Here is a 26,984-nt window from a genome sequence, read left to right as displayed (position 1 = left end):
CAATTTGGGGGGATTTACAATGGAAAAAATGGTTCTCGAAAATATTTATAAGATATATGATGATACTTCTACTGCAGTTTCAGACTTCAACTTACACGTACAAGACAAAGAATTTATCGTTTTAGTTGGGCCATCTGGTTGCGGTAAATCGACAACACTTCGTATGATTGCAGGCCTAGAGGAAATTTCTAAAGGTGAGCTTCGTATCGAGGGTAAGCTTATGAATAATGTGGCTCCTAAAGATCGCGACATCGCAATGGTGTTCCAAAACTACGCACTTTATCCGCATATGTCTGTCTATGATAATATGGCTTTCGGGTTAAAACTAAGAAAATTCCCTAAAGCTGATATTGACAAGCGAGTGAAGAATGCAGCTGAAATTCTAGGTCTTGAGCCACTTCTAAATAGAAAACCAAAAGCTTTGTCTGGCGGTCAGCGTCAGCGTGTAGCATTAGGACGTGCAATCGTCCGTGATGCTAAGCTGTTCTTAATGGATGAGCCATTATCTAATCTAGATGCCAAATTACGTGTACAAATGCGTGCTGAAATTATTAAGCTTCACCACCGACTTAAAACAACTACTGTATACGTTACCCATGACCAAACAGAGGCAATGACAATGGCTTCACGTTTAGTAGTTATGAAGGACGGCCTTATTCAACAGGTCGGTACTCCGAAAGACGTGTATGAAAACCCAGAAAATGTTTTCGTTGGAGGCTTTATTGGATCACCTGCCATGAACTTCTTCCAAGGGCAAGTAAAGGACGGTTACTTTGTAGCCGGCGAGAATAAGATTAAATTATCTCCAGAAAAGGCTTCTCTTCTAAATGGGCAAGGCTACAACGGTAAAGATATTATTTTCGGAATCCGTCCAGAGCATATTTCTGCAGACCCAGAGGATCTGACTAGAACACCAGAATCCGTAGTGAACGCACATGTAGATGTATGTGAATTAACAGGTGCTGAGTTCATGGTGTACTCCACTCTAGGAGAACAGCAATACGTTGCTCGAATTAATGCAGATTCTCTTTTAGAAACAGGGCAAAACATACAGCTTACATTTGATATGTCTAAGGCTCACTTCTTTGACAAGGAAACAGAAAGCCGCATACGATAATATAAATTATAAATTTGCCCACAGCCCATTAAAGGGTTGTGGGCTTTTATAATGCTATGCTGTAGAAAATATCAGTAAAAAAAGTGCTATGTTTAGCACTTTTTTTCACCCACCTAATATGTTTTCCAGATTTTATTCCTTAATGATAAACTCTTCCGATAACGGCACCATATTCTCCTTTATCTTCTTACCTTCCCACGCAGTTACTTTTAATTGATACCCCTTAATGTTTTTAGGCATCTTAAGCTTTGTCGACATTTTCATCGTCTTACCTTTTGGGATTGTTCTTGAGCTTTGATCTTGATCAACTACTTTTCCATTCTCATCAAGTAACTCCATTAATACTAAAATATCTTGATTTTTATTTTTAGTATTTTTAACCTCTATGGCAGCTGTAATCTTGTTTTCCTTCGTAAGCTTTTGTATTTCCTTTCCTTTTTCATCTTGGAATTTCACATTCACTTCCATTGCATATTCCGGAACCTCTGCTTGCTGCTCCCATTGAATACTATATGTTTTCTTTGACTTACCGTCTGGAGCAGTGACTGAAATAGTAGTCATTTGTCCTTCATCTTTTATATCTACATTCGCTTCTGTCTGATTTGCTATAGCTTGTAAGCTTGATCTTTCTTGTTCCGGTAAATTATATTGGCTTTTCCCTGGTGAAAAATTAGAAATAGTCTTCCCGCCAATTAAAATAGATTTTAGTGTAGCGTCTGTTTCAGGTACTGCAATCATTTGTAGCTTGTTGCCTTGTGCGTAATAAATGCTTCCGTTCATCCCTACCGTCATATTATTCATAAAGCGATCTACGATAACTTTATGTGACAAAGTTTCTGGATCAATAGCAACTAACTTTCGAGAAAGTGTCGTATAAAGCATTCCATCTGGTGCCCATTCTAGTCGGTAAGGTAGCCACTTACTGCTATTATATAAGCTTGGATGAATGGTTTTACTCTTAACCACTTCCTTCGTTTCTGGATCCATCGCAAATATTGTCCCATCAACTATGCCCCACAGGTTACCATCAGGTCCAAATGAGATCTCACCAATCATTCTTGGAGTTTCATCTATTCCAGGAATAGCAGGTGTAAATTCTTCTATTTTTTTGGAAGTAGCTACATCCCATACAAATATCTTAGCCTCTTTTGCTTTTGGGTCCAAGCCTAGTCCGCCCCAAATGGATGTGCTGCCATATAGCTTTCCGTCCTTATAGGCTAATCCAATAATACTTTGATCTTCTACTACATTTCTATATTGTGACCATTTACCGGTGTCTTCATCGAATATGGCTAGAACTCCACCTAATACCCCGTAATCTGGTACCGTACCAACGAATAGCTTATTATCTCCAGATGTAAGTGTAAAAGGTCTATCTTGATGATCAGTAATATCATATTCTAGCTTAGGGTTACTATTTAAATCTATCTCCTTGTTCGGATCATAGCTATAAATCATCGCTCCTACATATGTTCCATAATATACTTTGTCATTTAGAAAGCCGATGCCTTCTGGTTGGGCAAAGGAAGGTATATTCACTTCCCTTTCATTCGTAAATGGGTTATATATACTTAGTCCACGTTGGTAGCCACCCATATATAATTTTCCATCTTGACCAGCTTCCAGAGCCTGAATCTCTACGGATTGTGAGGCAATATCCATGTCAATAAACGTTATTTCATTTTTTATTGGCTCGTATAATATATATTCGCCATACTGCGTAATCATAGCAAGAACTGTCTCTCCATTGCTTAATGTTATCCATTCCATATCTTTAACTCGTACTGTGTCTGGTAATAAAGGAATACCTTCAATCTCTTTTGTTTCATTTTTACTAAAATCGTACTGATACAATTTCTTTTCAAACTTAAAGTAAATTAAATTGTTATTGTGTGGAGAAGGGTCTGAAATCATATTGCTATAACTAAATTGATTAATCACTTCATGCGTCTCTCTATCAAGAACTAGCATAGTTACTGAACCAGCGGAAACAAACAGCTTATCATTTACGATAAAAATATTTTCGATCATGCCATCTGTACCTGTTTGGCCTTCAATTATTATTTCTTCTTTTTCTCCTGTAGATCTATCAATCTTGATCAAATGCTTTTTAGTACCTACTCCGACGTAAATAGAGTCATCACTTACTCCAATTCCTCTCGCATATTGCTGACCTTCCTTTGCAGTACCAAAGTTACGGAAAGCACCGCTTTCTATGTCATATTCGAATACAGCTGCATGAGGATAAGTGGACCCATAAATCTTCCCATCAGCGGTACCTTCTAAATCCCACACCCAGTTATCAGATGGATTGACCCCTAATTCTTCTACTTTCTTCTCCTCTGGTAAATATCGATAAAGCTTACCATCACCTGTTCCTGCAAAATACACATTTTGATCGGAACCAATTGTGATTGCCCATAAAGCCTCTGTTCCTTCTATTACTTTAGAAAATTTAAGCTCTCCTGTTTCAGCATTTAAAACAGAAAATGTTCCCGGAAGGCCATTAGAATGATAATATACTTCATTTTCTCCTAGGCTATTTTTTTGAATAACTGCTGCTTGTCCTAACTGCACGTTAACCATTTCACCTAAATCGACTGGAGAAGCATATTCTCTTTCTAATGGAATGTCTTCTACTGCTTGCTCCCAAGTAACATCATCAAAGTAAGCCTCTGTTAAGCTAATTACGCCAGAGTAGAAGGCTAGCCTTGCATATGCTGCATTCGCAGGAACCTCAGTAAAGACTTTTAGTTCTGTCCAATTGTCTTTAGGTAAGTTTCCAAATAACTCTGTTTTGACATTGTTAGTGAGCTTTCTATTGTCTTTGTCGTAATAGTGCACCTCATACACAATATTATGAGTTTGCTTTACCACATTTGTCATGACCTTTGCAGTATAGGATTTACCAGGAGTGACCGATACTCTGTCACTAAATATCCTACTACCTGCTTTGTCCGATTCGTCTTTAAAGTGTAGGCTATGACTCCCCTCGTGAGAAATAGTGTTGGTAATAACTGCTGGAGTACTACTGTTATTTTCCATCGACCATCCTGGTATAGTAGAAGGGTCATTATTTACCTCTTCAAATCCAGGGTTTCGTATCTCACTTGAAGCTTCCTCCGCATGAGATATGGATAATGGCGTAAAGTTTCCTAACGCCACGCTTGTACAAAGAACCGTAATCATTACAATTTTAAAGAATTCTCTCATTTATTTTTCCTCCTATTTATATAGTTATTAGTACTAGTCTTAAGAATAGTTTTTGCTATGATTAGTGAGGGTTGTCGACTTTGAATGAGTCTAAAATCGAGTACTTCTTTCTTCTGTAAACGCTATTTCAATTTGTACCTGCTAAATCCTTTAAATAAATCCCATATCCTTTCCAAATATCAAAATCTAGTTTTTTATAGAAGTCTACTAATATCGTCCAATCGATAATAATAGTTTCGACTTTTCTTTCCTGTAATAGAACCATTGCCGCCTCTACAATTCCTAATCCATATCCTTGCTTTTGTTCGCTCGAATCTACTCCGAGGGGTCCAATCCCTCCAACCTTAGTTGTAAAGGAAGGACTCCAATAAACATTCTGCGCAATCGTTGGGGATGCATCATCATTGATTCGACAAAATCCAATAATCCGTCCATTCTTTTTGAGTACTACAAACTCTCTTCCACTTCCATTCGATTCAAAATATTTAATCGCCTCGTATTCCCATCTGCCAGGAAAAGACTTGTTTAAAAAGGTAAGTAACTCTTCCTTTTCATCCGGTTGTAAGATTGAATAAGACACTGTCTTGTCTTCGGGCATGGAATAGTTCTTACTTAGATGATTAATCAAGTCATATGTGTCGATTCTTTTCACATAGCCCTTCTTTTCAACCCACTGTTGTGTCTCCCCAAATTGTAGAGGTACTCCAGAGAAATAATGAAAAGGATCTCCGCCTAACTGAACCTCCTCTATACCATGATCTTTTAAAGTTTCTTCGGCCTTATTAAGTAGCTTTGTCCCTAACCCTTTATTCCGGTAATTTGTGTCTACCAAGAGTACCTGAACCCACCCCCTTTTAGAATCCATTTTTATATCTACGTTCTCCTGCCATTTTTTAGCTACAATAAACCCTATTATGTTATTTTGGTCGTCTACCGCCATGGCACAACCATCTTCTAGGACATTCTTGTCTTCCAAACTATTTTGGTTAAAAAGTTCTTGACGCATTGGATATTCTTCTCCCAATTCTTTGTTCCAGAGCTCAACCACTTCCGCTAGTCTACTAACATCCCAAGGTATGGTTTTCATTTCACGTCATCCTTTCTACTATTGTCCGAATGTCTCTTGCATACGTTTAATAGGGTCATCCTTCATGTCGCTACTCCATTCAACTACCTGGCTTACTTTCATCAGTTCTTGTTTTAGTTCCTGATAATCTATTTCTTGGACAGATGTATTATGCTTAATAGCTAAATTGGCTGCAACACTTGCAGATTGTCCAAGAATCATGAATACTGGCTCCATTCGTATAGATCCAAAAGCAATGTGAGAGCTGGATAAACAAACTGGAACAAGCAAATTAGTACACTCCTCTACTTTTGGACGTATGGAGCGGTAGGATATCTCAAATGGAGAAATCGGGACCTGCACATCTCCCTCATTTACACATCTTCCATCAATCACCACACGTCGGCAGTTATGAGAATCCATATGGAAGGAAGCCAATCCAATTGGGTCTTCAACAAAGGATTGTCCAAGACAGTTATGGTCTGTCATGACGTAATCTGATATCATTCTTCTTGCTTCTCTAATATAAAGCTGATGCGGCCAATGTCCCGTTTCCATAAATTCGTCCTTTGGTAGACCCCAAGATGCTACTTCCTCACGGATTGACTGTGGGACTCGTTCATCATTAGATAAAAAATAGAGCATCCCAAGATCATAATTTACGTGGTCCTGAAAAATCTCCTCTCGTCTTTCGTAGCTACCCTCTGGCCATTCATAATTCTTACCAATATTATCAGTGGAGATTGCACCGTGGTTATTTAAATCCGATTTGTCATTTGGGAGTGGAGTATGTAGCTTCATAGCATCCCAAACGCCCGACTTAATATAGCGTAATAAAAGCTCATAACGCTGAGGTTCATAGTTAGGGGGTTTTGGAAAAGAAATTCGATTTTTAGGGTTATTTGTTAAACAAATTCGAAAGTTATAGGCTTGAATCCGATGATCCCCCTGTCCCTGGTATCCTAAAGACTCTTTACTATCTACACTTATACCTGGTAATAGTCCACTGTCCTCCTGACCCTCTATCTTATACGGGTCAATCCACTTCTCAAATTTATGATGTGGTGCACCAAATTGAACGCCATTATAGATTTCCTTATAAGTGGCATTCGACTCTCTACCTACAAAATAGGAAACGTCCGCTAGCGCAAGTAAGTCTCCCTCATAGCTACAATCCATAAAGACTTTCCCTTTAAAACGATTACCACTCTCCATGATGATTTCCTTTATTTCTCGATCCTTTTTAATAACTTCATGTAAGTGTTCATTTAGAAATACCGGGATGTTATACTCTTCCATCCAGGATGCAAATATAGATTGTGCAGCCTTTGGTTCAAATCTCCATTGTTTTTCCTTACGGTAGTATTTAGCTACCTCATTATAAAACTCTTTAGCAAGTCCACCAATGGCATTTTCTGCGCCAAGGTCTGTGGCACCTAAGCCGCTAGCGGTCATGCCTCCAATATTCCGGCTAAATTCTACCACTGCTACTGACAATCCATTTCGTCGCGCCTGAACAGCGGCAGTTAAACCTGCTGGAGTTCCACCGTATATAATTAAGTCTCTCTCCACAATTTTAGATTCTTTATTTTTGGGTGTAGGCTTGTAATAGTATAGTTCTTTAAAATTCATTCGCTTCCCTCCCTCTCTTATTTCTCGTTCCATTCTTTTAGATTTCTTTCAGCTACTGTTTTTAAAAAATAGAAGTATACGTTGGCTAACTCCGTCGGTGTATAAGATTGTGAAATATCTTTTGATTGAGTAGACAGCAGCCTTTCTGTCTCTTCAAAATCCCACTGTCCAAAAAACTTACCTATCTCGTTTAGACAGTTTGCAACGTCCTGCCGCTCTGTCATATCTGTAACCTTTTCTGGATCGACGACTCTAGCTGGAAATAACGGTACGTTCCATTTAGTGTGAGGTGAGATTATTTCTTCTAAAAAGAGAAATGCTTCTTTAATCTGTGTCGAATCAGAAGCATAGATCTGAAAATATTGTTCTAGAGACGCACTTAAACTCTGTCCCCAAACAAGCTTCGTATATATATAATTATTAAAATGTTGGACCCACTTCCATGGGTAACTTTTGTCTAATTCCCTAGAGTGGTCTTTCACATGTGGCGGGACAATGAGATTTAAAATTCCCGTTACGTTTTGACGTCGATAATCCCTTACGTCTTCATCAATTCTTTTTGCCAGAGGTGGGAATAGCTCACTTAGCATGAAATGGTCGCTATAATATTCTAAAACGGTTAGATTTCTACCATTCTGTGTGGCTCCCGCGTTCCAATCCTTCAATGCATGACTTGCTCTTTGCTGATTAATCTCCTGTGATTCTATACTTTCTGCGTAATTTCTTCCCCAGTATGCAAATAGAATATCAACTTCTGACGAGATATTCGTGTTATTGTCGCGCTCTAGCATGTTCCACGAAAGTCCAGCGTTGTAGACTATATGCTCGACCTCTACTTGCTGCCCACTACTCTTTAAAGATTTATTCAAATTTTCAGTAAATAAAATATAGTTCGACATGAAGTCACTGGCGTTTTTCTCTCCAATACCCACATCCTCTGGCCACAAGGATATTCTAGAAATTACCTCATTCTCTTTACAAATAGCTACAATTTTTTGAATGACCTTCTCCTGTATTTCCTTATCTCTTGTAAAGAATTGAATATTTTCTTGCTTAGCACTCTGAATACCTATCTCGTTTAATAAAAATTGAAGTGAATGGCCGCCTAATGTTACCTTTACTCCTCTTTTTTTTAAGGTCGGAGCTACATACCTTTTTACTTTTTCCCATAAAAAGAAAGTAAAAAAATATTCATTATGGCCATTCTTTACTCCCCAATCTATTAATGAATTAATAAATGTTGAGTCATCAATGGTTTCAATAATATTTCCTCTTCTTTCAAAAGTAGGATTAAAAGTAGAAAGTTCTTCTTGCTCTTGAAGCGGCGCTGCAACTATTTCTTCTTGATCCAACTGAGTCCATCTATAGCCTAAATACATTTCACAATACTTATAAATTCCATATAAAACAGAGCGTGGCTCCTCCCCAATAATCCATGTGTTGGTGCCTTGTTTTACTATGCTGTAGCCGTCTAGACTTAAAACAACAGGTAGTTTGGAATCAATCGATAATGATTCGTATCGTTCTCTTGTTATTAATAAAATTTGATGATCGTCGCTATCTTTAAAGCATTCAACAAGTTTCAAGGAGCCTTCGATACCGGCTTTTTCTAACAACCTTTTTAACTCTTCCACTGCAAATAGAATTGGCTCTTGTTTGCTAAAGTAAGTAATCAAATTCATAATATCACTGCCTTTTAGATTAATATCTTGATTTCTAGCTACAGTAAAAGGCCCATGTTCTTCTAGACACGTGCCTGTAGAATTCTATAATTTAATTGGTTGCTTTAATTTACTAGACTCATATGCAGCCAAGGCGACTTCAAGCGACTTTAAACCATCATAGCCAGTAACCGATGGCTCTCTTCCTTCTTTTACACATTGAACAAAATCTTGTACTAACCCAAAATCCATATCATTTCCATAGAAAACGTGTTCAAGAGATTTTTCTCCACTAACAAACATACGGAAATGCTCCTTGAAGGCATCTACCTTAACTATTTGCTTGGTACCAATGACTTCAATCGTTGCATCACCCCAAGTGGGATATTGAGCAAATCTTGACCAGCTAGGATCATGAGAAGCAATTACACCGTTTGCAAATTCTAACGTAAGCAGACCCGCATCATCTATTGCAATATCATGATAATAGGAGTCAACTATAGCAGACACTTCTGAAACTTCCTGTCCTATATACCAACGCATTATATCTACCATATGTACCGTATGATCAAGCACTGCTCCTCCTCCAGCCGCTTCTTCTTCTATAAACCAACCACCAGGGTTTTGTCCTCTATTTGTGGTACGAAAAGCAATAATCTCTCCTAGCTCTCCTTTATCAATTAACTCTTTTAAATGACGAATTGGAGTACTAAATCTTACGGGGTAAGCTATTTGCAAAATGACCGACTGCTCTTTACATACTTCAATCATTTCCTTTGCATCCTCTATATTTGTAGCAATCGGCTTCTCACATAAAATATGCTTTTTAGCTTTAGCTGCATTGATTACCATCTCTTTATGTCGATTATTTTCGCTACAAACGATCACTGCATCCATGTCTAAGGAGAGAAATTCCTCTTGATTGTTAAAATAGGACGCACCAAACAAAGCAGCTGCCTGTTGCCCTCTCTCTGCCGACTCATCAAAGATACCAACAATCTGCACGTCTTTCATTTTTGTTAGAGCGTTCGCGTAACTGTTTGCATGCATATGAGCAAAACTCATCATACCTATTTTCATATAAGTGTACCTCCAGCTATGAAATCCCGATAGAATTTCACTTTTTCAATCAGTACAGCATCTACCTTTTTTGCAGAGCGCATTACATCATCTGCATTGTATTGTAATGGAAGAAGCTGACCGTTCAACTCCTCACTATCAAATTCAACAATACGCTTCACTCCACTCCATTCCACTTCAACTCGTTCCACATTTGCAATCGTAAATTCGACATGGGCCATGGCTCCACTTTCAAAACGGATCATGAGAATCATATGACTTATACCAGAATCTCGCTTAGACCTTTTTATTTGTCTCACTTTAGGTTCACCAAATAATAAGGAAAGTACATAGAGGTCTCCTGCCATAATATCTAGGTTATACTCTCTTACCATTCTTCGAAAACGAAATACGCCATTTGCCTTGCTGCCATTCTCTATTACTTCTTTTATTTTTTTGTAGAAAGGATAACACTCCAATTCAAAATATACCTTGGCGTCACTATCCTCATTCACATAACTAAGTAAGTCTGCTGGAATGAAAATGTTATATCCACTTTTCTCTAGAGCTCTTAAGTTTTTCTCTGTAGCGTCCATAACAAAAGAACCTTGTTCACCGTTAATCTCCACTAGCTTTTCAACAGACTGAAGCCTACTTGCCTGTCCTAGCTCCACTTCAGTAAAATCACCTAAAATAATACTCATGATTAATCACTCCTCAATTCAACAGCTTTCTAAGTCGACGCACCGCCTCTTCGTTAGCTAGCTTCGCATCCTCAAAGCCTTCATACTCAATAGAAAGCCACCCCTGGTAATCCTGTTTTTTAAGTCCTTCTACGATATAAGTTAAATCTACTTTCCCGTCACCTGGGATAACCCCGATTAGCTCTTTTCCTTCCGTTGAACGAAAGCCTTTTACGGTTTCATGAACTTCCTTCTCTCTGAAATCCTTAAAGTGCACATGAGCTATTTCAGTCTTAAGCCGGTCAAATGCCTTCGTAGGCTCTTCGTGGACTAATAAAAAATTCCCCGTATCAAAGGTAGATTTCACATACGGACTGTTGACTGCTTTAATAATTTCCTGAATCTGCTGACTTTTTCCCGCTAAAAGACCATGATTTTCAATAGCCAACACTATCTTTTCCTGTTCAGCTACCTTTGCACTTTCCTTCAAGCCCTCGATGATCCAATCAAAACAATCTTCATAGATAAGGCCCTCTCTAATATCTCCACAAAAAACACGAACTGTATTAGCATCCAAAGCCTTGGCGACACGAATGCCTTCTACTACTTTCTCAACTTCCGCTTTTCGTTCAATCTTGTTTTGATGAACAAAGTTATTTGTAATATCATAAGCTGATACTTCTAGATTGGTTTTGTGCAGTTTCTCGACAACTTTCTGTATCTCTTCATCCTTGTTAACAGGATTTTGCCAGTAAATATCTAAAAGCTCTACGCCATCCAAAGATATATTTTTTGCATAATCAATAAAATCTGAAACTGACCAATTCTCTCCTCGAAGAGTGGAAGCTAAGCTATACATACTTATACTAACTTTCATTTGTTCCCCTCCTATATCTATCCCTTCAGCTCCAATATTTTCTGACAAAAGCTAACTTCTTTTCTTCATGAAAAGGGTTAACCTCATGTGCATATTGAGGGTAGACTTCTATTTCCTTACTTGTTGTTCGTAAATAGTTATAGGCTGCAAAGACAGTGGATGGTGGTGTTACAGAATCCTCTAATCCAATAGACATTAGGGTCGGGCAATTAATAGATTCACAGAAATGTACACAATCAATATAGCCAAGTGTATTCATCAATGTTTCATAGGTGTCATATTGTGGGTCTGTATACTTGAAATAGTTGATAAACTCCATATACGGTCCTGCCAAAGACACCTCTAAGGCTCTTTCAAAATTTGCGAGGAATGGATAATCAGAGACTACTAGTTCTATTCTTTGATCCAATCCTGCAATTGCTAAGGCTAAGCCCCCTCCTTGAGAGCTTCCTACAACTCCTAGTTTTGTTGGGTTAAAAAGAGCCTCCGGTGAATTAATCCATTCAAGCTGTATTAGTAAATCCTTAAGCACATTCGTATAATAATATTTATCTGGATCATGGATACCATTTAGCATCCAACCAAGACTTCTACTTCCATTATTGTATTTAGCGTAGTCCGGTGAGCTTCCTTGCGCTCGAACATCAAAGGCATACACAGCTATCCCCATAGAAATCCACTTTAAATAGTCTAAGGGCAGTCCACGGCTACCTGTATATCCATGGATATTTAATATAACAGGACATCGTTCAACACCTTTAGGCTTAATAGCCCATCCCTTTAATGGTGTCCCATCCCAGCTTTCGAACACTAAATCTGCTACCTCCATAGTAGGAATCACGTAATCCTTCCAAACAACTGTGACATTTGGTTGGATATTGCTTATTTTCTTCTTTTGTTCTTCCCAAAACACCTGAAAGTCTACCGGCTTACGAGTAAGCATTGGCTGGTATGCCTTTAAATGGTTTAAAGAATAGTCTCCAATTTGTCTACCCAAATCGATTTAGCTCCTCCTTTCTAAGCAAACTTTGTCCTTACAAATAAACTTCTTTACCTGTTTGAGCAGATTCATAGATAGCATTCAACATTTTCATTACTTCGACCCCATCTTCAACAGGTGCAACAGGCGATTTCCCATCTAAGCAGCATTCTACAAAATGGTTTATCTCATTAGTAAAAGAGCCTGCAAAGTCAAAGCTTTTGTTGTCAACCTGCGGAAGAATATTTAAAATAGTATCATTCTGCTCCGTCACAATAATTAGCTCTGGTTCTATTTCAGCTCCTCCTTTGTCTCCAAACAATTTAACGCTTACTTGATCCTCTTTTGCCTGAAGCGTAAAGCTTACATCTACCGCCAAAGATGCTCCGTTTTCAAAACGAATTAATCCATTTGCTAAATCTTCCACGTTGTTTAAAGAAGAGTCGTAGTCAGCAGCCTTGTAAAAGGAAAGGTTTTTGACATTACTTCGATTACCGAGTTTGGAATACGTGTTGCCACTGACAGAAACTGGTCTAGGCCTCCCCATCAAATACCAGCAAAGATCTATCATGTGAACTCCTAAATCCATAAGGGCTCCTCCTCCAGATTTAGATTTATCACTAAACCAGCCACCTGGATTTCCTAGTCTTCTTAAACAAGATGCTTTTGCGTAATAGATTTCCCCCAAATATTCCTGATCGATAAATTGCTTTAAGATATTAGAGTTGTTACCATGTCTTCTAACAAATCCGACGAGTAAAACTTTGCCTGACTTTACTGCCGCAGCCTCGACTGCCAACGCCTCCTCGACCGTCATGCATAAGGGCTTTTCAACTAACACATGCTTCCCTGCTTCCAGTGCAGCAATAGCAATTTCAGCATGCGTATTGTTCCATGTACAAATGCTTACTGCATCTACATCTTTGTTAGCTAATAAGTCTTTATAGTTGGTATACATATGAGTAACACCATATTGATGACCACATTCCGTAAGTCTTTGCTCGTTTTGATCGCATAATGCTACTAGCTCTACCCGATTATGTAAGAGATAAGGGGTAATATGAAATTGTGAAATAGATCCTCCACCAATCACGCCAACCTTCAACATTAAAATGCTCCTCTCCAGTTATAAAACTACTTCCTAACGAAAACGTATTAGCTTCGTCAGGGTTTTAGATTTCTTGTCAGTCAAATCTTTATATGCAGCTGGCGCCTGATCTATGTTCACTTCTTCCGTTATAAATGAATTAATCTTAATACGCTTTTCATTCACTAATCTTAAATATTCAGCTACATTTCTTCCCTCTGTCCACCGCACATATCCATAAGGATAATCCACTGCCTGTTTCTCATAGACAGGGTCATATCTCCCTGGCCCCCCTGCTCTAGAGATGAGGATTTGAGCTTCCTTCCCAAACATTAACTCTCGTGGAAAGTCCGGCTCAATATCTCCTACAATAACGACCTTTCCTTGGTTGCGTATCCATTCCAGGCTTTGACCAGTAAGCGTTGACCGTTTGCCTCCCGCACAAAGCAATACAGCGTCTGCTCCTCGGTTGAATGTACGCACATTAATCTCTTCTTTCATGTCCTCTAACTTCGAAAAGGAGGTAATTTCTGATTCTTCTTTTAACATAGCTCCTCTTTCAGCTTGTACATCGTATGCAAGAACATCATAGGCAGCAGCATGAGCTACCTTTGCAATCATCTGCCCTAACAATCCAAGCCCAACAATCACCACTGTTTCTCCAAATGCTAATTTCGCTTTTCGAAGTGCATGAATAGCTATTGCTCCGATTCCAGCGAGGGCAGCTTCTTTTGGATCCATACCATTTGGAACCTTGGCACATAAGGTGGTTGGTACACATAAATACTCAGAATGCCCCACGTAGGGTGCACCGTAGCAAGCAACTATATCTCCTTCTTGAAAATCAGTGATTCCGTTCCCGCATTCCTCAACAATACCAACAGCACTATACCCTAAAGAAATCTCTCGGGCATTGCTCGCTGTTATTAAACTCAACTCGGTTCCGGGAGATATAGCGCTATACAACGTTTTGATCATAAGATAGGAAGGTAAAATATCCATTTTAGGCCTTTCTTCTATATAAACCATTTGATCTTTAGCAATAACTGACTTCACTTCAATCGCTCCTTACATCAAAACCTATTTGGTTAGAATTCATCATTTCAAACCTGACATTTGAATTCCCTCTGTAAAATATCGTTGGAAGAATAGGAAAATAAGAAAAGTTGGTATAAAAGAAACTGCTGAACCTGCCATTTCTATCCCAAAGTTTCCTTCCTTCCCTAACATCGAAGCCAAGCCAAGTGTTACTGGGAACATTTTTTCCTGAGTTAAATAAATTAGTGGCTGAAATAAATCGTTCCAGTTGGAGATAAAGGCAAAAGTTCCAACTGTAGCTACTACCGGAATAGAGAGAGGTAAAATAACTTTAAAGAATATCTGTAAATCATTTGCCCCGTCTATATATGCAGCCTCTTCTAAATCATTTGGTATTCCCTGTAGAAACTGTCTTACTAGGAAAACCCCCATAATTCCCCAGAGCTCTGGAACTATAAGCGCCCAGTAGGTATTGATCCATCCAAAGTCAGAGAACATAATATATTTTGGTATGATCAACAATTGTTGAGGAATCATAATAACCCCCATAAACACCCAAAATATAACCTCTCTCCCAAAGAATTTTTTCTTTGCGAAAATATAACCTAGGATTGCACAAAAAATCATCTGACTAGCTACGGGTATCACAGTAATAACAACTGAGTTAAAAATCCATCGGAGAAATTGGCCATCTCTCATAATATAAAAGTAGTTTTTTAGAGTTGGTTCATCTGGAATCCAAAAAAGCGGGTCTAATTGTGCGTATTCTACATTTTTAAAAGACCCTAAAATCATAATGATAAAGGGCATTAGAAAACAAAAACCCAATATAAACAAAGCAACATAGGAAATTACCTTTTTCAAACACTTTCATCCCCTTCTAGTAGAGATTAGACTCTTTCCCTAAAAATCTTCTTTGTAAGAGCGAGATCATTAGGATGATGAAGAATAGCACATAGGAAAGTACTGCAGCATAGCTTAAATTCAGGCTAGTAAAGCCTTGATTGTATAAGTAATAAACAATAGTCGTTGTTGCATAGTTTGGTCCTCCACCTGTTAGCAAGTAAGCTGAGTCAAAAATTTGGAACGACCCGATAGTAGTAGTGATCGCTACATAAAAATGAATAGGCTTCAATAAAGGAAAAGTTACTTTCCAAAAGATTTTACTTGTCGATGCGCCATCCATTTTAGCCGCCTCATATAGCCCCTTGTCTATCGATTGGAGACCAGCGAAGTAATAAATCATAGTGCTCCCGGCAACCTTAAAAACACTTAATGCGGCTAAAACAGGTAAAGCCTGACTAGAATCAGATAAGAATAGCTGAGGCTCAATACCGATGAACCCTATTAGATAGTTAATCATTCCTTCTTCTGTCCCTCTGAATAACCATCCCCATATACCAGCGATAATTACAAAAGATGTGACAACAGGTAAAAAGAAAATCCCTTTAAAAAATCCAGCCATCTTAACACCCGAATTAATAATTAAGGCTAGTATTAAGCCCACTGCCATTGTTGGGACAATATAATAAACTGAAAACATCACAGTATTCCATAAGGCCTTCCACGCAATACTATCGCTTAAAAAGTATTTCCAATGCTTAAGCCCTACAAATTCTGGATCACCAATTACCTTCCAATCCATGAATGTTAAATAAAAGCTTAAAAGGAATGGGTACACTTGGAAAATAGCAAAATGTATTAAGATCGGAATAAGAAAAATATAGACGATTGCATTACGATCCCATTGTCTTTTTAATCTAGCCCTTAGCGTCATCCCATTTTTCTTGGACGCTAAAGGTTTACCTATTGTATTTACCAGTGTAAACACCCTTTCATATGTAGATTAATCATATAGAGAGCTTGATCTGTCAAAGACCAAACTCCCTATTAGATTTACTTTACTTTTCCTTTAATTGCTTCAGCAGCTGCATCAGCAGCCTCTTTTGGAGTTTTCTTGCCCTCCATCATCGTTTGAAGCTCCGCTTGAATCAAAGGCATAATGTTGCGTCCCTCTGGATGTATAACTCCTGGTAAAGCAAACTCAGTATAAGTCGCTAGCTGAGCTAAATATTTTTGCTCTTCAAAGATATCCTTTGCAGATTCACGCGTTGGGATATACTGAGTAACCTGATTAAATTTACGTTGGTTTTCAGCATTCGTCATAACTTTTACAAATTCAGCTGCTGCATCTGGATTCTCAGAGTTAATAGGTACTACGAACATACCAGTAGTTCCATAAGTAACTTGTTCTTTATTTTTTAATGGGGGTGCAATAACAAATTCAAATGTGTCTTTACTTAACATACGGCTAATAGATGCTCCAGATCCTTGGACAGAAAGCAGTTTACCACCATCCCATAAAGCATCGTGCTCTAATGCGGTAATAGAATCCTTTGGAATCCACTCGTTTTTATACATTTTGTTGATAAATTCGAACGCTTCTACACCAGCATCGCTGTTAATTTTTACTTCATTGTCTGCTGTAAGTACTTCTCCACCAGCCTGCCAAAGATATGGATATAATGTACCGTTCATAGAACCTCCACCTTGGAAGCTAGATGCGTAATACCCTTTTGCTTTTGCTTTTTCTGCCCATTTCTCAAACTCTTCCCATGTTGCTGGCAGTTTGGATGGATCTTCACCGATTTCCTTGATAATATCTACATTGTAAAGGAAGGTATAAGCTTCTTGTAGAATAGGTAAACCGTATACTTTATCCTTCCATGTAGTGGAAACTAGAGCACTTTCAACAAAGTCCTCCATATCGTTGTCCTTTAAATATGGGCTAAGATCCGTTAGCATCCCTGCTTCGGCATATTGTGGCATTTGGTCAGGGATAGCATAAAATACATCCGGACCATTGTTAGCAGCTAAAGCAGTAAGAACCTTTTGGTCACGATTTGCCCAAGGAATTTGCTCAAAGTTGACCTTTACTCCTGTAGCCTCTTCGTAAGAAGCAATAATTTCATCCCACATTTTACCTTCAACTTCCTGATCCCCTGTATACGGATGTGCCCAAACAGTTATTTCTCCTGAAAAACCATCCTTTCCAGCTTCTCCAGACGTTTCTATTTTTTCCCCTGCCTCATCATCACTACAAGCTACCATCAAGGCGCTAAACACTAACAATATTAAAAATAACCACAGCTTTTTCATATATTTACCCCTTCCCCTTTTTAAAATATGTTGTTTGGATTAATAACTGTTGCTTAATTACTAAATCCCTCCTCCTAATAATCTGCTCTGGCTCGTTCTTTCTCTGTAACGTCTCCAACATTCAAGATATAAATTGTAAAAACTTCGAGTACATTTTTAAGAAAGCGCTATCAAGTTCAAATTATAAAACTATTTACTTTCTTAATAGCCTAAAATATACTGAAATTACAAAATAATAAGTTAACTTTTATTTATCTTATATGATTAACAATAAAGAGACAATGTCTATAAATAGTCTTTAATTAATAGACTTCTGTTTGAGAGGAGAAAATGAAGCTGAACTGGGATAATTTTAATAAAGTTGCATATTGGATGTTGTCACTAATTTACTTGAATTTATTGTGGATTATGTTCACTGTTTTAGGCTTAGGGATTTTAGGTCTATTCCCTTCCACTGTCGCATTATTTGGGGTTGTAAGATTGATGATCATGAAGGAAGGCAAAGAACCATTTAAAGTCTTTCAATCTTTTTGGAGAATCTTTAAAAAAGACTTCTGGAAAGCAAATAGTTTTGGCTTATTTTTTGCTTTCATTTGTTATTTTTTAATTTTTGACTTTCAATTTGTTCAATTAAGTAATGGCCAATTTAATTTTTTATTACCTGCTCTATTTTTCATCCTAATCTCTAGTATTCTTACACTACTATTTTTCTTTCCTGTTTATGTTCATTTTGAGCTAAAATACTTTCAATACATAAAACAGTCGTTTCTCATTGCTATTACGTCTCCCTTAGAGCTTTTTGGCATCTTAGCAAGTACATTAGCTATGTACTTTTTTCTAACATTTTTACCTGGAGCCATACCACTTTTCTCAGGAAGCCTTCTAGCCTATGCAATAACCGTGTTAAGTTTTAGAGCCTTTAGAAGAATTGAGCAAAAACAAAAAGTACAACAAGAAAAACCATTAGTTAGTAAAGACATGTTGGTTGAGGACCTGAAATCTTAAAAAAGAGAGCGGGATCTATTCTTTAGATCACGCTCTCTTTTCTTGTTACTTTAGCTTTCCTTCAATAGCTTTGGCTGCTGCATCTGCCGCTTCTTTAGGAGTTTTCTTACCTTCTAGCATGGTTTGAAGTTCTGCTTGTATTAACGGCATAATATTACGCCCTTCCGGATGAATGACTCCTGACTGTGTAAACTCCGTGTAAGAAGCTAATTGGGCGAGATATTTTTGATCGTCATAAATATTTTTTGCTGACTCTCTAGTAGGAATGAATTGAGTTTCTCTATTAAATTTCCTTTGGTTTTCAGCATTTGTAATTACTTTAATAAACTCTGCAGCTGCATCCTTATTATCTGAATTTACCGGAACAACAAACATGCCAGTGGTACCATAGGTAGCTTGTTTTTTATTCTTTAATGGCGGAGCAATGACAAACTCAAAAGTCTCTTTTTCTAGCATTCTACTTACTGATTTTCCTGCTCCTTGAATAGATAACAGTTTTCCGCTATCCCATAAGGCATCATGGTCTAAGGCAGTAATCGAATCCTGCGGAATCCAACCATTACTATATAATTTGTTAATAAATTCAAATGCCTCTACGCCACCTTCATTATTAATCATTACTTTATTGTCTTCCGTTAGTATTTCACCACCAGCCTGCCATAAATAAGGATACAGAGTACCATTCATTGAGCCTCCGCCTTGGAAGCTAGAAGCATAATAACCTTTTTCTTTAGCTTTAGCTGCCCATTCTTCAAACTCTTCCCACGTAGTTGGAAGCTTGGAAGGATCCTCCCCAATCGCTTTCACAACTTCAACGTTGTACATAAAGGTTTCGACTGATTGTAAAATCGGTACACCATACATTTTCCCCTTCCACTTAGTTGGAACCAGTGAGCTTTCCACAAAATCGTCCATATCGTTGTTTTCCATATAAGGGCTAAGGTCAACTAGCATTCCCGCTTCAGCATATTGAGGCATTTGGTCAGGGATGGCATAAAATACATCTGGACCATTATTTGCTGCAAGTGCAGTCAATATTTTTTGATCGCGATTAGCCCAAGGAATTTGTTGGAAGTTAACCTTCACACCAGAGGCATCTTCATAAGAAGCGATTAACTCCTTCCACATTTCCCCTTCTTTTTCCTGATTGTCCGTGTACGGATGAGCCCATACAGTTATTTCCCCTTTACTTTGAGAATCCGTTGTTCCAGTATCATCACTACAACCAACCATCAGTAACCCACTTACCAGCAATAAAAAAAGTAACTTTTTCAATTGACCTACCCCTTCGATTTGTTTTCTAGCTGCTCTTCTCTTTTCGATTCTGCTTCTAGATCACCCCTTTCAAAATAATAAGTATTTTTTTCCAATTATGTCAAATGTAAATCATTAGTTTCTTAATAGTATATGACTGACATGAAAGAGACAATGTCGTAATATAGTCACTAATTTTCTACACAATGGCTATTTTTTATATTTTGTGTGACAAATAGCTGTCGTCATGTTGTTTAAATTTCATATATGTTGTAAGATTCCTTAGTTATATTAAAATAAAGAATCTTACAACATAAGGCTCGGTGAATGATAGATGAATACAAAAGCTTTTTTTCTCGCAATTATGACTGTAGCTATCTGGGGATCTTCTTTTGCAGCGATTAGTGCAAGTTTAAATGGAGGCTTTCCTCCGGGTCACTTATCTTTATATAGATTTTTGATAGCCTCACTTATTTTTGCTGTTGTTGCATTCTGGCCAGGAAGTAAATTTAAACTTCCTGAGAAAAGCGACCTATGGAAAATATTAATATTAGGGTGGATTGGTATTAGCCTCTACCATGTTTGCGTGACATTTGGACAAATGACCATTTCTGCAGGGACTGCAGGTATGCTTATCGGTTCTGCACCAATTGTTACCACTGTGATGGCTGTCGTTATATTAAATGAACGATTAGGAAAAGTAGGATGGGTAGGATTAGGGTTTGGATTTGTTGGAATAATACTTATCGCTTTAGGGACTGGAGACTCATCCTTTGATATCTCTCCGGGAGTATTCCTAGTTCTAATTGCAGCTTTTGCCACTTCTATTTTTTTCGTATATCAAAAGCCTTTATTTAAGAAATATAGCGCTATTGAGCTTACTGCTTACTTTACTTGGGCTGGTACTGTACCATTTCTCTTTTTTTCACCTGGACTATTCGATACTCTTCAAAACGCAACTGTAGAAGCAAATCTATCTGCGATTTACATTGGTATATTTCCTACAGCATTAGCCTACCTCACTTGGGCAATAGCGTTATCTAAGAGCGATGCCAGCTCTATTTCCAATACATTATACGCAGAGCCAGTTGTTGCTATAATTATTACTTGGATTTGGCTTCATGAGCTTCCTTCTCCACTTTCTATTGTTGGTGGGACCATTGCAATAAGCAGCTTATTACTCGTTAACTTGTATGGAAAGAAACAGCGGCTTACCTTAAAGCAAGAAAATACAGCCAAAAATCACATATGAAAAAAGGTACCCATGAAGACTATGCTTCATTTGGGTACCTTTTTACTTTTATCTATACGATGGTATTCAGACAGTTGGGTTACACGGACATTCTTCGTATTCAATTCATGGTAGATGCCTCTACTATCCCAAAAGGAAATAAACTGATCCCTTTCATTTCGGATCAGACTTTCCGCTTCCTCCAATGATTCTAAGTGAATAAACCTTCTTATATAGTGGTTTTCATCAAAGAAGTAAGTAATTTTAAATTCTTTCATCTTTAGTCTCCTATTGTTACTTGCTTTTTACATTGGCCATGATAACCTTACTATGTGGAAGACTTGGTATACTTACCATGCTATAGCTTAAATCCTGGTTTGGAAGGTCGTATTCTAGCTTATTTGCAAGATATTGAAGGCTCACCTTCATTACTTCAATAGTTACCCACTCTCCTGCACAGCGATGGCCCATATTGAAATCTCCACCGCCTTGTGGTATAAAGCTAAACGGACTATCTTCCCACCGTGCAAAACGATCGGGATTGAAAATTTCTGGGTTGTCCCATAGATGAGGATCATGGTTGGTTCCATACAAGTCTAATAAGGTTAAGGTTCCTTCTTCAAATTGAAAATCGTTCCAGATAAAGTCTTTTTTCACTCTAGCGATTGTCGCAGGGAAAAAAGGATAAAATCTTCTGACCTCCTGTACAAACATTTGAAGGAATTCGTCTTCTTTTAAAAGTTTCGGTTTATTTTCAGGATATTGATGCACGGCCAAGCCGGTGAAGGTAATATAAACGGAGATTGCTACAATTGGTCTAATAATATTCAACACTTCTACAGCAACTATTTCTTTATCTAATAGCTTGCCATCTATGTCCTTATGAAAGGAAAAACTGTTGAGAGCAGTTCCCTCTGGTGGCTGTAGCTTGCTATTTCTTACTTGTTCCACCAGCTCTCCAATCCAATCCTCTAATTCTTTTCTAGCGTGCCTTCCCATCCAATGTTCAGGTCCTAGCGCAGAAGCAGACTCAAATAATTTAGTCAGCTGCTCTGTACGTTTTTTTACTTCGCCCTCATTTAAAGGCACCCCTGCCCATTCACATGCCAGCTTACATAATAATTCTCTCGATTCATCATATAGAACGACTTGGTCTTTCTGTTCCCATTCTCTACTTTTGATATCCCAATATTTTTGAGTAAGACGGTTTAAACGCTCTAGGTGATTTGGCGTCATGATAGACATGAACATCCCTTTTCTATTTCTATGCTCTTCCTCGTCCAATCCTTGAACTCCGCCTACTCCAAATAGTGTCTTTTGAAGTCTTTTTGGGGCTGCTCCCGTTCTTATGAACTTATCGTTATCATAGAAAAGCTTAGCCGCCTCTTCGCCACCCATACAGATTGCCTTCTGCCCCAGCAATCTTGTTTCAAAGATATTAGATGCAAAGCTTTTACGTCTATTCGCTAAAAACATATACCCCTCACGTAACAACGTGAGACTATGATCTAGACCCTCTTCCTTTGGCATCTGCCTTGAATTAGTCATTTAACCATCTCCTTATTTACTTATATTGTTTGTTTACTTTTCCCTTTTTAATCTGGTTAAAACAAGAAAAGCGTAATCGCCTGTCTCTGCCCCGACAGGCAAATGGAGAAAAGCGAGGAGGCGGCTCCTCAGCCACCGGAGCTTTTATCCATTTGACCCGAGGGGCAAGGCGATGAAGCTAGACATCAAGAAAAGCGTAATCGCCTATCACTGCCCCGACAGGCAAATGGAGAAAAGCGAGGAGGCAGCTCCTCAGCCACCGGAGCTTTTACCCATTTGACCCGAGGGGCAAGGCGTTCCACAGGTTCAGAACTTTATAATTTCCTAAACAACTAGAAAAGCTCTTTGCACTATCTTTTATCTTTAAATAAAGCATATGATAGAATGTATTTACTACAAGAAGGAAGGAAGTAGCTTACATGAAGTCACCTTTTACATATAAATATATAGCACCGACCACTAATGGAAATGACCAGCCATCTCTTTTCTTATTTCATGGCATGGGCAGTAACGAAGAGGATTTGCTCCAGCTTGTAAAAGAATTAGAAGGAAGCCACCATATATTTAGTTTGCGTGGACCAATTGTATTTAATCCTGGATATGCATTTTTTACGATTGAGGAAGAGGGAAGACCAGAAAGACAGGTTTTTGATAAGGTAGTAACATACCTTCACCAATTTATTGCAGAGGCTGTACAGGAATATAGCTTAGATCAAAGTAAAATAAGTTTAGTCGGCTTTAGTCAGGGCGCTGTATTGGCACAGACAATAGCTCTTACTATGGGCGATGTAATAAAAGGAGTAGCTGCCTTAAGCGGTTATTTACCTGATTTTGTGAAAGAGGAGTATAGAAAGCACCCTGTCGACCATTTGACTATGTTCATTTCGCACGGGGAATATGATTACGTAATTCCATCTCACTGGGGATTAGAAAGTAAAAATTATTTTGAGGAACTAGGAGCTAATGTTACATATAAAACATACGAGGACGGCCATGGAGTCGTTCCGGAAAACCAGCTTGATTTAGTTAATTTCCTAAAACAATTGTAGAATAATTATCAAGTTCAATTGAAAAATGAAATTTATTCTTATTTAAAATGTTTGAGGAGATACTATATCTTCCTCAAACATTTTTTTGATACTATATATGTTTAACTTCCATAAATAATGGTTACATGAGGATGCTTTTTCAAACAGCTTGCCGGAAAATCCTCGGAAATGCCTTGTTCCTTAATGCGATTCAAAGTCTCTATTTTATTTTCACCAAAGGCTAATAACACAATCTGCTTTGCCATCATAATTGTTTCAATACCCATTGTAATGGCTAGCTCTGGGACTGATTTTCCTTCTGGAAAGTATTTAGCATTATCCTGTTTTGTTTTATCTGCAAGCTCGACAACATGTGTTCTTGATTGAAAAGACGTACCTGGCTCATTAAATCCAATGTGTCCATTAACACCAATTCCTAGTAATTGAAGATCAATTCCGCCTTTTTGTTCAATCTGCTGCTCATAACGGGCACATTCCTTCTCTAAATTCGTTGCTAAGCCATTTGGAAGATAAACATTTTCTCTTGGAATGTTTACATGTTTAAATAGATGCTCCTGCATATATTTATGGTAGCTTGTAGCTTCCTCCGGCCCGATCCCTACATATTCATCCAAGTTAAACGTACTTGCTTCTTCAAAAGAAATATCCCCTTTTATGTAGCATTGCACTAATTCTTTATAAAAGCCTATCGGAGTTCCTCCTGTTGCTAATCCTAATACACTAGATGGCTTTTCTATTAATTGCTTTTCAAAAATAGTAGCTGCCATTTTACTCATTTCTTCGTAAGTTTTAACTTCCAACCATGTTATATTACCTTTGCTCATTAGAATAACTCAGCCTTCCTCTACAAAAAGTATATTGTACTTCAAAGGAGTTATTTAGCAATACAATGTCGGCATCCTTCCCAACTGCTAAACTCCCTTTTCGATCGTCTACTCCTAATCTTTTCGCTACATTTGTTGAGGTTATTTTCACTAACTCATGAAGCGGTAAATCAGTTAAATCTCGGATTTTCCGTACACCCTCATTCATTTTTAGCACACTTCCAGCTAATGTACCCGATTTTAAGGTAGCAGTTCGACCAACCACCTTGACCTCCTGATCGCCAAGTGAATAGTTTCCATCCGGAAGTCCTTTCGCTCGCATAGAATCAGTAATGAGAATGACTCTATCCGACCCAATCACCTTAAATACTAATCGAAGCATATCGTCTGATAAATGGATACCATCCGCAATCACTTCACAGAAAAGCATTTCATTCATGAATCCTGCTCCAACCATCCCAATTTCTCGATGGTGAACACCTGTCATAGCATTGGTAAAATGCGTTAGGTGTGTTAACCCATTTTGTACTGCATTATTAATGTCTTGATAGGACGCCTTCGAATGACCTGCGGAAGAAATAACTCCTTTCTCTTTTAAATATTGGATCATCTCAAAAGCTTCGTCGAGCTCAGGAGCTAATGTAACTACCTTCAAATTGCTTAGTTGTTCTCCAAACCAACTATTTAAACGATCAATGGAAGGCTTTTGTATATGCTGAACCGGCTGAGCCCCTGCCTGCTCGGGATGTATAAATGGCCCCTCCAAATGAAAGCCAAGCATCTCTGCTCCCTGATTTTCTATACCCTCCTCCAGGAATTGAGTGTTTACTTCTATCGATTGTTTAATTCGCTCTGATGAATGAGTAATAGTCGTTGCTAAAAAAGAAGTTGTTCCTTCTTGAGGCAAGTATTCGGCAATCTCTTTAGTAGCCTTGAGCTCTCCATCCATAAAATCAGCGCCAGCAGCGCCATGAATATGGATATCTATAAAACCAGGCATTGCAACATATCCCATACCATCAATGACTTCTCCAGTAAACTCTTCCATTGTACCTTCAGATATAGATGCTATCTTTCCATCAACAATTAAAATCTCCCCATCGATTATTTGGCCATCCTCTAAGCACATTTGAACGTTTTGAATACGGTAATTACTCATAGGCACACCTTCCTATAAAATAGATTTACTTTTAAATAAATTTAATATTTCTAAATAATCATATAATATAAACGTATAAAATTATACACTTAAATTCTATGAAATAGATTAACGATTCCTACAAAGGGGTATTTCTCAAGTTGATTCGTTCAAAACTTTTAAAATGAGCAGGAATTACAACTTCAAAAATGAGGCTATTAAAATTATTATTTAAATAATGTAAGCACCCCATCCGCTTTTATTGTATGATAATTAAAAATAAGGAGGAATATTATGCCATTCTTACACTCTCCAAAATACCATCCGTCTATAGATGAAGTAATCATCCAAACCTTAAAAAGTGAAGGCGTTAAAAATGAAGTAATTGAAGACAAGTTAGTAGAAATGTCTAAAATAGAAGCTATGGATCGGTATTTTAGTTCTAAAGAAGTAGAGGTAACTACCGAATCTATCTCCCATTTTATATCCCATGCTTTTTACATAGATTTAGACAAAGCATACTTGTTAGACATAGAAACTGCTGAAAACCTGAAAGAGCCTACTCCAAAGGCAGCCATTACATGGTACCTGGAAACTCAACAGCAAGATTGGACTGGAGAGCAGATTCGCATTCTCCTAAAAAACCTATTTGGTATAAATACAAATGGACTTGCATTTTTAGAAAACAAGAAAATCTCTTTATATTCTAAGAAGCAATGGATTCTAAAACAGGACCATGATTTGTTTATTGTTTCTACTGGGGTAAAAGATATAGACGTTTACATTTTAGCAACTGATTATTTTAAACAAAAGACTGGATTAGATGGCTTACCAGAGAATTTACACGAAAAGCTAAATGAGCTGAGATTCAGTTATAATCAAGAAAAAATGTGCTACTATTTCTGCACAGAAGACGGACAATCAGTAGAAGATTCATTTAAAGGCCAGGTTTTAAATAGCTTAATAGAAGTAGCACGGACGAAATACGATCATTTATAAAGGCTATGTTAAAGGGTAGTGTTGATTTATAATGCAAAGAAATCTTTAAACCATAGAGTAGAATTGATTTTTCGCACCAGCCGGACGCTTTCCGCGGGGTGAGCGATAAGCCATCACCCATCGCTATCGCGCGTGGTTGTGATGTCTGATCTGTCTCACTCATCCCGCTGGAGCATTCCTGTATTATAACTTTAAAGGCACTTGAAAAAAAAAGAACCCTCTTATATGATGCTAGAGTAACAACCAATTGAATACTCAAAACATATATAGGAGGGCCTCTTATGAATAATAGTACGAATCATAAAATTAATCAAGTGAGTGAAAAGACGTTGGTCATTGGGATCGATATCGCCAAGCGCAAACAT

General features: G+C 37.9%; 23 protein-coding genes. 5 read left to right on the top strand and 18 right to left on the bottom strand.

The features are described 5' to 3' along the window. The first annotated feature begins 19 nt into the window (after positions 1-19). On the top strand, positions 20-1,117 hold the full coding sequence (locus tag M3627_RS15090) for an ABC transporter ATP-binding protein (protein WP_169360193.1): 1,098 nt from the start codon (positions 20-22) through the stop codon (positions 1,115-1,117). A gap of 132 nt (positions 1,118-1,249) precedes the next feature. Here M3627_RS15090 and M3627_RS15085 read toward each other — a convergent pair whose 3' ends face one another. From M3627_RS15085 to M3627_RS15025, 13 genes are all read right to left on the bottom strand, one after another. After that, positions 1,250-4,330 carry a carbohydrate binding domain-containing protein gene (locus tag M3627_RS15085; RefSeq protein WP_251556366.1) on the bottom strand — a complete coding sequence of 1,027 codons (3,081 nt, stop codon included), beginning with the start codon at positions 4,328-4,330 and terminating at the stop codon, positions 1,250-1,252. A 127-nt stretch (positions 4,331-4,457) separates the two neighbouring features. Continuing rightward, positions 4,458-5,417, bottom strand: a complete 960-nt coding sequence (locus M3627_RS15080; protein WP_251556365.1) for a GNAT family N-acetyltransferase — start codon at positions 5,415-5,417, stop codon at positions 4,458-4,460. Positions 5,418-5,435: 18 nt separating this feature from the next. Then, a complete protein-coding gene (locus M3627_RS15075) occupies positions 5,436-7,028 on the bottom strand; it encodes an FAD-dependent oxidoreductase (protein ID WP_251556364.1) in 1,593 nt (530 codons plus the stop codon). Between the two features lie 17 nt (positions 7,029-7,045). Beyond that, a complete protein-coding gene (locus M3627_RS15070) occupies positions 7,046-8,710 on the bottom strand; it encodes an alpha-glucuronidase family glycosyl hydrolase (protein WP_251556363.1) in 1,665 nt (554 codons plus the stop codon). Between the two features lie 84 nt (positions 8,711-8,794). Continuing rightward, on the bottom strand, positions 8,795-9,769 hold the full coding sequence (locus tag M3627_RS15065; protein WP_251556362.1) for a Gfo/Idh/MocA family protein: 975 nt from the start codon (positions 9,767-9,769) through the stop codon (positions 8,795-8,797). Further along, positions 9,766-10,452 carry a hypothetical protein gene (locus tag M3627_RS15060; protein WP_251556360.1) on the bottom strand — a complete coding sequence of 229 codons (687 nt, stop codon included), beginning with the start codon at positions 10,450-10,452 and terminating at the stop codon, positions 9,766-9,768. The genes M3627_RS15065 and M3627_RS15060 overlap by 4 nt, the downstream gene beginning before the upstream one ends. A gap of 13 nt (positions 10,453-10,465) precedes the next feature. Further along, on the bottom strand, positions 10,466-11,308 hold the full coding sequence (locus tag M3627_RS15055; protein ID WP_169360200.1) for a sugar phosphate isomerase/epimerase family protein: 843 nt from the start codon (positions 11,306-11,308) through the stop codon (positions 10,466-10,468). Between the two features lie 25 nt (positions 11,309-11,333). Beyond that, positions 11,334-12,305, bottom strand: a complete 972-nt coding sequence (locus M3627_RS15050; RefSeq protein WP_251556359.1) for an acetylxylan esterase — start codon at positions 12,303-12,305, stop codon at positions 11,334-11,336. 37 nt (positions 12,306-12,342) lie between these two features. Further along, complete coding sequence (locus M3627_RS15045; protein ID WP_169360202.1) at positions 12,343-13,395, bottom strand: Gfo/Idh/MocA family protein; 1,053 nt, start codon at positions 13,393-13,395, stop codon at positions 12,343-12,345. Between the two features lie 33 nt (positions 13,396-13,428). After that, a complete protein-coding gene (locus tag M3627_RS15040; protein WP_251556358.1) occupies positions 13,429-14,430 on the bottom strand; it encodes a zinc-dependent alcohol dehydrogenase in 1,002 nt (333 codons plus the stop codon). Positions 14,431-14,472: 42 nt separating this feature from the next. Next, positions 14,473-15,276: a carbohydrate ABC transporter permease gene (locus tag M3627_RS15035; protein WP_169360204.1), complete on the bottom strand. Its 804-nt coding sequence runs from the start codon at positions 15,274-15,276 to the stop codon at positions 14,473-14,475. Positions 15,277-15,292: 16 nt separating this feature from the next. After that, a complete protein-coding gene (locus tag M3627_RS15030) occupies positions 15,293-16,189 on the bottom strand; it encodes a carbohydrate ABC transporter permease (RefSeq protein WP_251556402.1) in 897 nt (298 codons plus the stop codon). Between the two features lie 119 nt (positions 16,190-16,308). Continuing rightward, a complete protein-coding gene (locus tag M3627_RS15025; RefSeq protein WP_169360206.1) occupies positions 16,309-17,571 on the bottom strand; it encodes a sugar ABC transporter substrate-binding protein in 1,263 nt (420 codons plus the stop codon). Between the two features lie 330 nt (positions 17,572-17,901). Here M3627_RS15025 and M3627_RS15020 point away from each other — a divergent pair, with 330 nt between their 5' ends. Beyond that, positions 17,902-18,576 carry a YesL family protein gene (locus M3627_RS15020; protein WP_251556357.1) on the top strand — a complete coding sequence of 225 codons (675 nt, stop codon included), beginning with the start codon at positions 17,902-17,904 and terminating at the stop codon, positions 18,574-18,576. 45 nt (positions 18,577-18,621) lie between these two features. On the opposite strand, the gene M3627_RS15015 is transcribed toward M3627_RS15020, so the two are convergent. After that, on the bottom strand, positions 18,622-19,851 hold the full coding sequence (locus M3627_RS15015; RefSeq protein WP_251556356.1) for a sugar ABC transporter substrate-binding protein: 1,230 nt from the start codon (positions 19,849-19,851) through the stop codon (positions 18,622-18,624). Between the two features lie 313 nt (positions 19,852-20,164). On the opposite strand from M3627_RS15015, the gene M3627_RS15010 reads away from it, so the two are divergent. Further along, on the top strand, positions 20,165-21,082 hold the full coding sequence (locus M3627_RS15010) for a DMT family transporter (protein ID WP_169360208.1): 918 nt from the start codon (positions 20,165-20,167) through the stop codon (positions 21,080-21,082). Between the two features lie 26 nt (positions 21,083-21,108). Here the strand turns inward: M3627_RS15010 and M3627_RS15005 are convergent, their stop codons facing one another. Continuing rightward, positions 21,109-21,339, bottom strand: coding sequence for a hypothetical protein (locus M3627_RS15005; RefSeq protein ID WP_251556353.1), 231 nt, complete (start codon positions 21,337-21,339; stop codon positions 21,109-21,111). A 16-nt stretch (positions 21,340-21,355) separates the two neighbouring features. After that, positions 21,356-22,609 carry a CYP152 family fatty-acid peroxygenase CypC gene (cypC, locus tag M3627_RS15000; protein ID WP_251556351.1) on the bottom strand — a complete coding sequence of 418 codons (1,254 nt, stop codon included), beginning with the start codon at positions 22,607-22,609 and terminating at the stop codon, positions 21,356-21,358. Positions 22,610-23,028: 419 nt separating this feature from the next. On the opposite strand from cypC, the gene M3627_RS14995 reads away from it, so the two are divergent. Beyond that, positions 23,029-23,658, top strand: a complete 630-nt coding sequence (locus M3627_RS14995) for an alpha/beta hydrolase (protein WP_251556349.1) — start codon at positions 23,029-23,031, stop codon at positions 23,656-23,658. 101 nt (positions 23,659-23,759) lie between these two features. Here the strand turns inward: M3627_RS14995 and nagB are convergent, their stop codons facing one another. Together nagB and nagA are read right to left on the bottom strand one after the other, a co-directional pair. Next, positions 23,760-24,467 carry a glucosamine-6-phosphate deaminase gene (gene nagB / locus M3627_RS14990; RefSeq protein WP_251556401.1) on the bottom strand — a complete coding sequence of 236 codons (708 nt, stop codon included), beginning with the start codon at positions 24,465-24,467 and terminating at the stop codon, positions 23,760-23,762. 1 nt (position 24,468) lies between these two features. Next, positions 24,469-25,641, bottom strand: coding sequence for an N-acetylglucosamine-6-phosphate deacetylase (nagA, locus tag M3627_RS14985; RefSeq protein ID WP_251556348.1), 1,173 nt, complete (start codon positions 25,639-25,641; stop codon positions 24,469-24,471). A gap of 273 nt (positions 25,642-25,914) precedes the next feature. Here nagA and M3627_RS14980 point away from each other — a divergent pair, with 273 nt between their 5' ends. After that, entirely contained in the window at positions 25,915-26,619 is a 705-nt protein-coding gene (locus M3627_RS14980; protein WP_251556347.1) for a hypothetical protein, read from the top strand. Positions 26,620-26,984: the final 365 nt, after the last annotated feature.

Origin of the sequence: Psychrobacillus sp. MER TA 171 (genome assembly GCF_023713305.1) — a bacterium.
GTDB lineage: Bacteria > Bacillota > Bacilli > Bacillales_A > Planococcaceae > Psychrobacillus.
This window is presented reverse-complemented; position numbering and strand designations above follow the sequence as displayed.

What these genes read in the sequence shown, in the direction of transcription:
- M3627_RS14980 (WP_251556347.1), top strand. Translation starts at nt 25,915, where the DNA reads ATGCCATTCTTACACTCTCCAAAATACCATCCGTCTATAGATGAAGTA.
- M3627_RS15080 (WP_251556365.1), bottom strand. Translation starts at nt 5,417, where the DNA reads ATGAAAACCATACCTTGGGATGTTAGTAGACTAGCGGAAGTGGTTGAG.
- M3627_RS15020 (WP_251556357.1), top strand. Translation starts at nt 17,902, where the DNA reads ATGAAGCTGAACTGGGATAATTTTAATAAAGTTGCATATTGGATGTTG.
- M3627_RS15030 (WP_251556402.1), bottom strand. Translation starts at nt 16,189, where the DNA reads ATGACGCTAAGGGCTAGATTAAAAAGACAATGGGATCGTAATGCAATC.
- M3627_RS15045 (WP_169360202.1), bottom strand. Translation starts at nt 13,395, where the DNA reads ATGTTGAAGGTTGGCGTGATTGGTGGAGGATCTATTTCACAATTTCAT.
- cypC (WP_251556351.1), bottom strand. Translation starts at nt 22,609, where the DNA reads ATGACTAATTCAAGGCAGATGCCAAAGGAAGAGGGTCTAGATCATAGT.
- M3627_RS15005 (WP_251556353.1), bottom strand. Translation starts at nt 21,339, where the DNA reads ATGAAAGAATTTAAAATTACTTACTTCTTTGATGAAAACCACTATATA.
- M3627_RS14995 (WP_251556349.1), top strand. Translation starts at nt 23,029, where the DNA reads ATGAAGTCACCTTTTACATATAAATATATAGCACCGACCACTAATGGA.
- M3627_RS15075 (WP_251556364.1), bottom strand. Translation starts at nt 7,028, where the DNA reads ATGAATTTTAAAGAACTATACTATTACAAGCCTACACCCAAAAATAAA.
- M3627_RS15090 (WP_169360193.1), top strand. Translation starts at nt 20, where the DNA reads ATGGAAAAAATGGTTCTCGAAAATATTTATAAGATATATGATGATACT.
- M3627_RS15025 (WP_169360206.1), bottom strand. Translation starts at nt 17,571, where the DNA reads ATGAAAAAGCTGTGGTTATTTTTAATATTGTTAGTGTTTAGCGCCTTG.
- M3627_RS15065 (WP_251556362.1), bottom strand. Translation starts at nt 9,769, where the DNA reads ATGAAAATAGGTATGATGAGTTTTGCTCATATGCATGCAAACAGTTAC.
- M3627_RS15055 (WP_169360200.1), bottom strand. Translation starts at nt 11,308, where the DNA reads ATGAAAGTTAGTATAAGTATGTATAGCTTAGCTTCCACTCTTCGAGGA.
- M3627_RS15085 (WP_251556366.1), bottom strand. Translation starts at nt 4,330, where the DNA reads ATGAGAGAATTCTTTAAAATTGTAATGATTACGGTTCTTTGTACAAGC.
- nagA (WP_251556348.1), bottom strand. Translation starts at nt 25,641, where the DNA reads ATGAGTAATTACCGTATTCAAAACGTTCAAATGTGCTTAGAGGATGGC.
- M3627_RS15070 (WP_251556363.1), bottom strand. Translation starts at nt 8,710, where the DNA reads ATGAATTTGATTACTTACTTTAGCAAACAAGAGCCAATTCTATTTGCA.
- M3627_RS15060 (WP_251556360.1), bottom strand. Translation starts at nt 10,452, where the DNA reads ATGAGTATTATTTTAGGTGATTTTACTGAAGTGGAGCTAGGACAGGCA.
- M3627_RS15010 (WP_169360208.1), top strand. Translation starts at nt 20,165, where the DNA reads ATGAATACAAAAGCTTTTTTTCTCGCAATTATGACTGTAGCTATCTGG.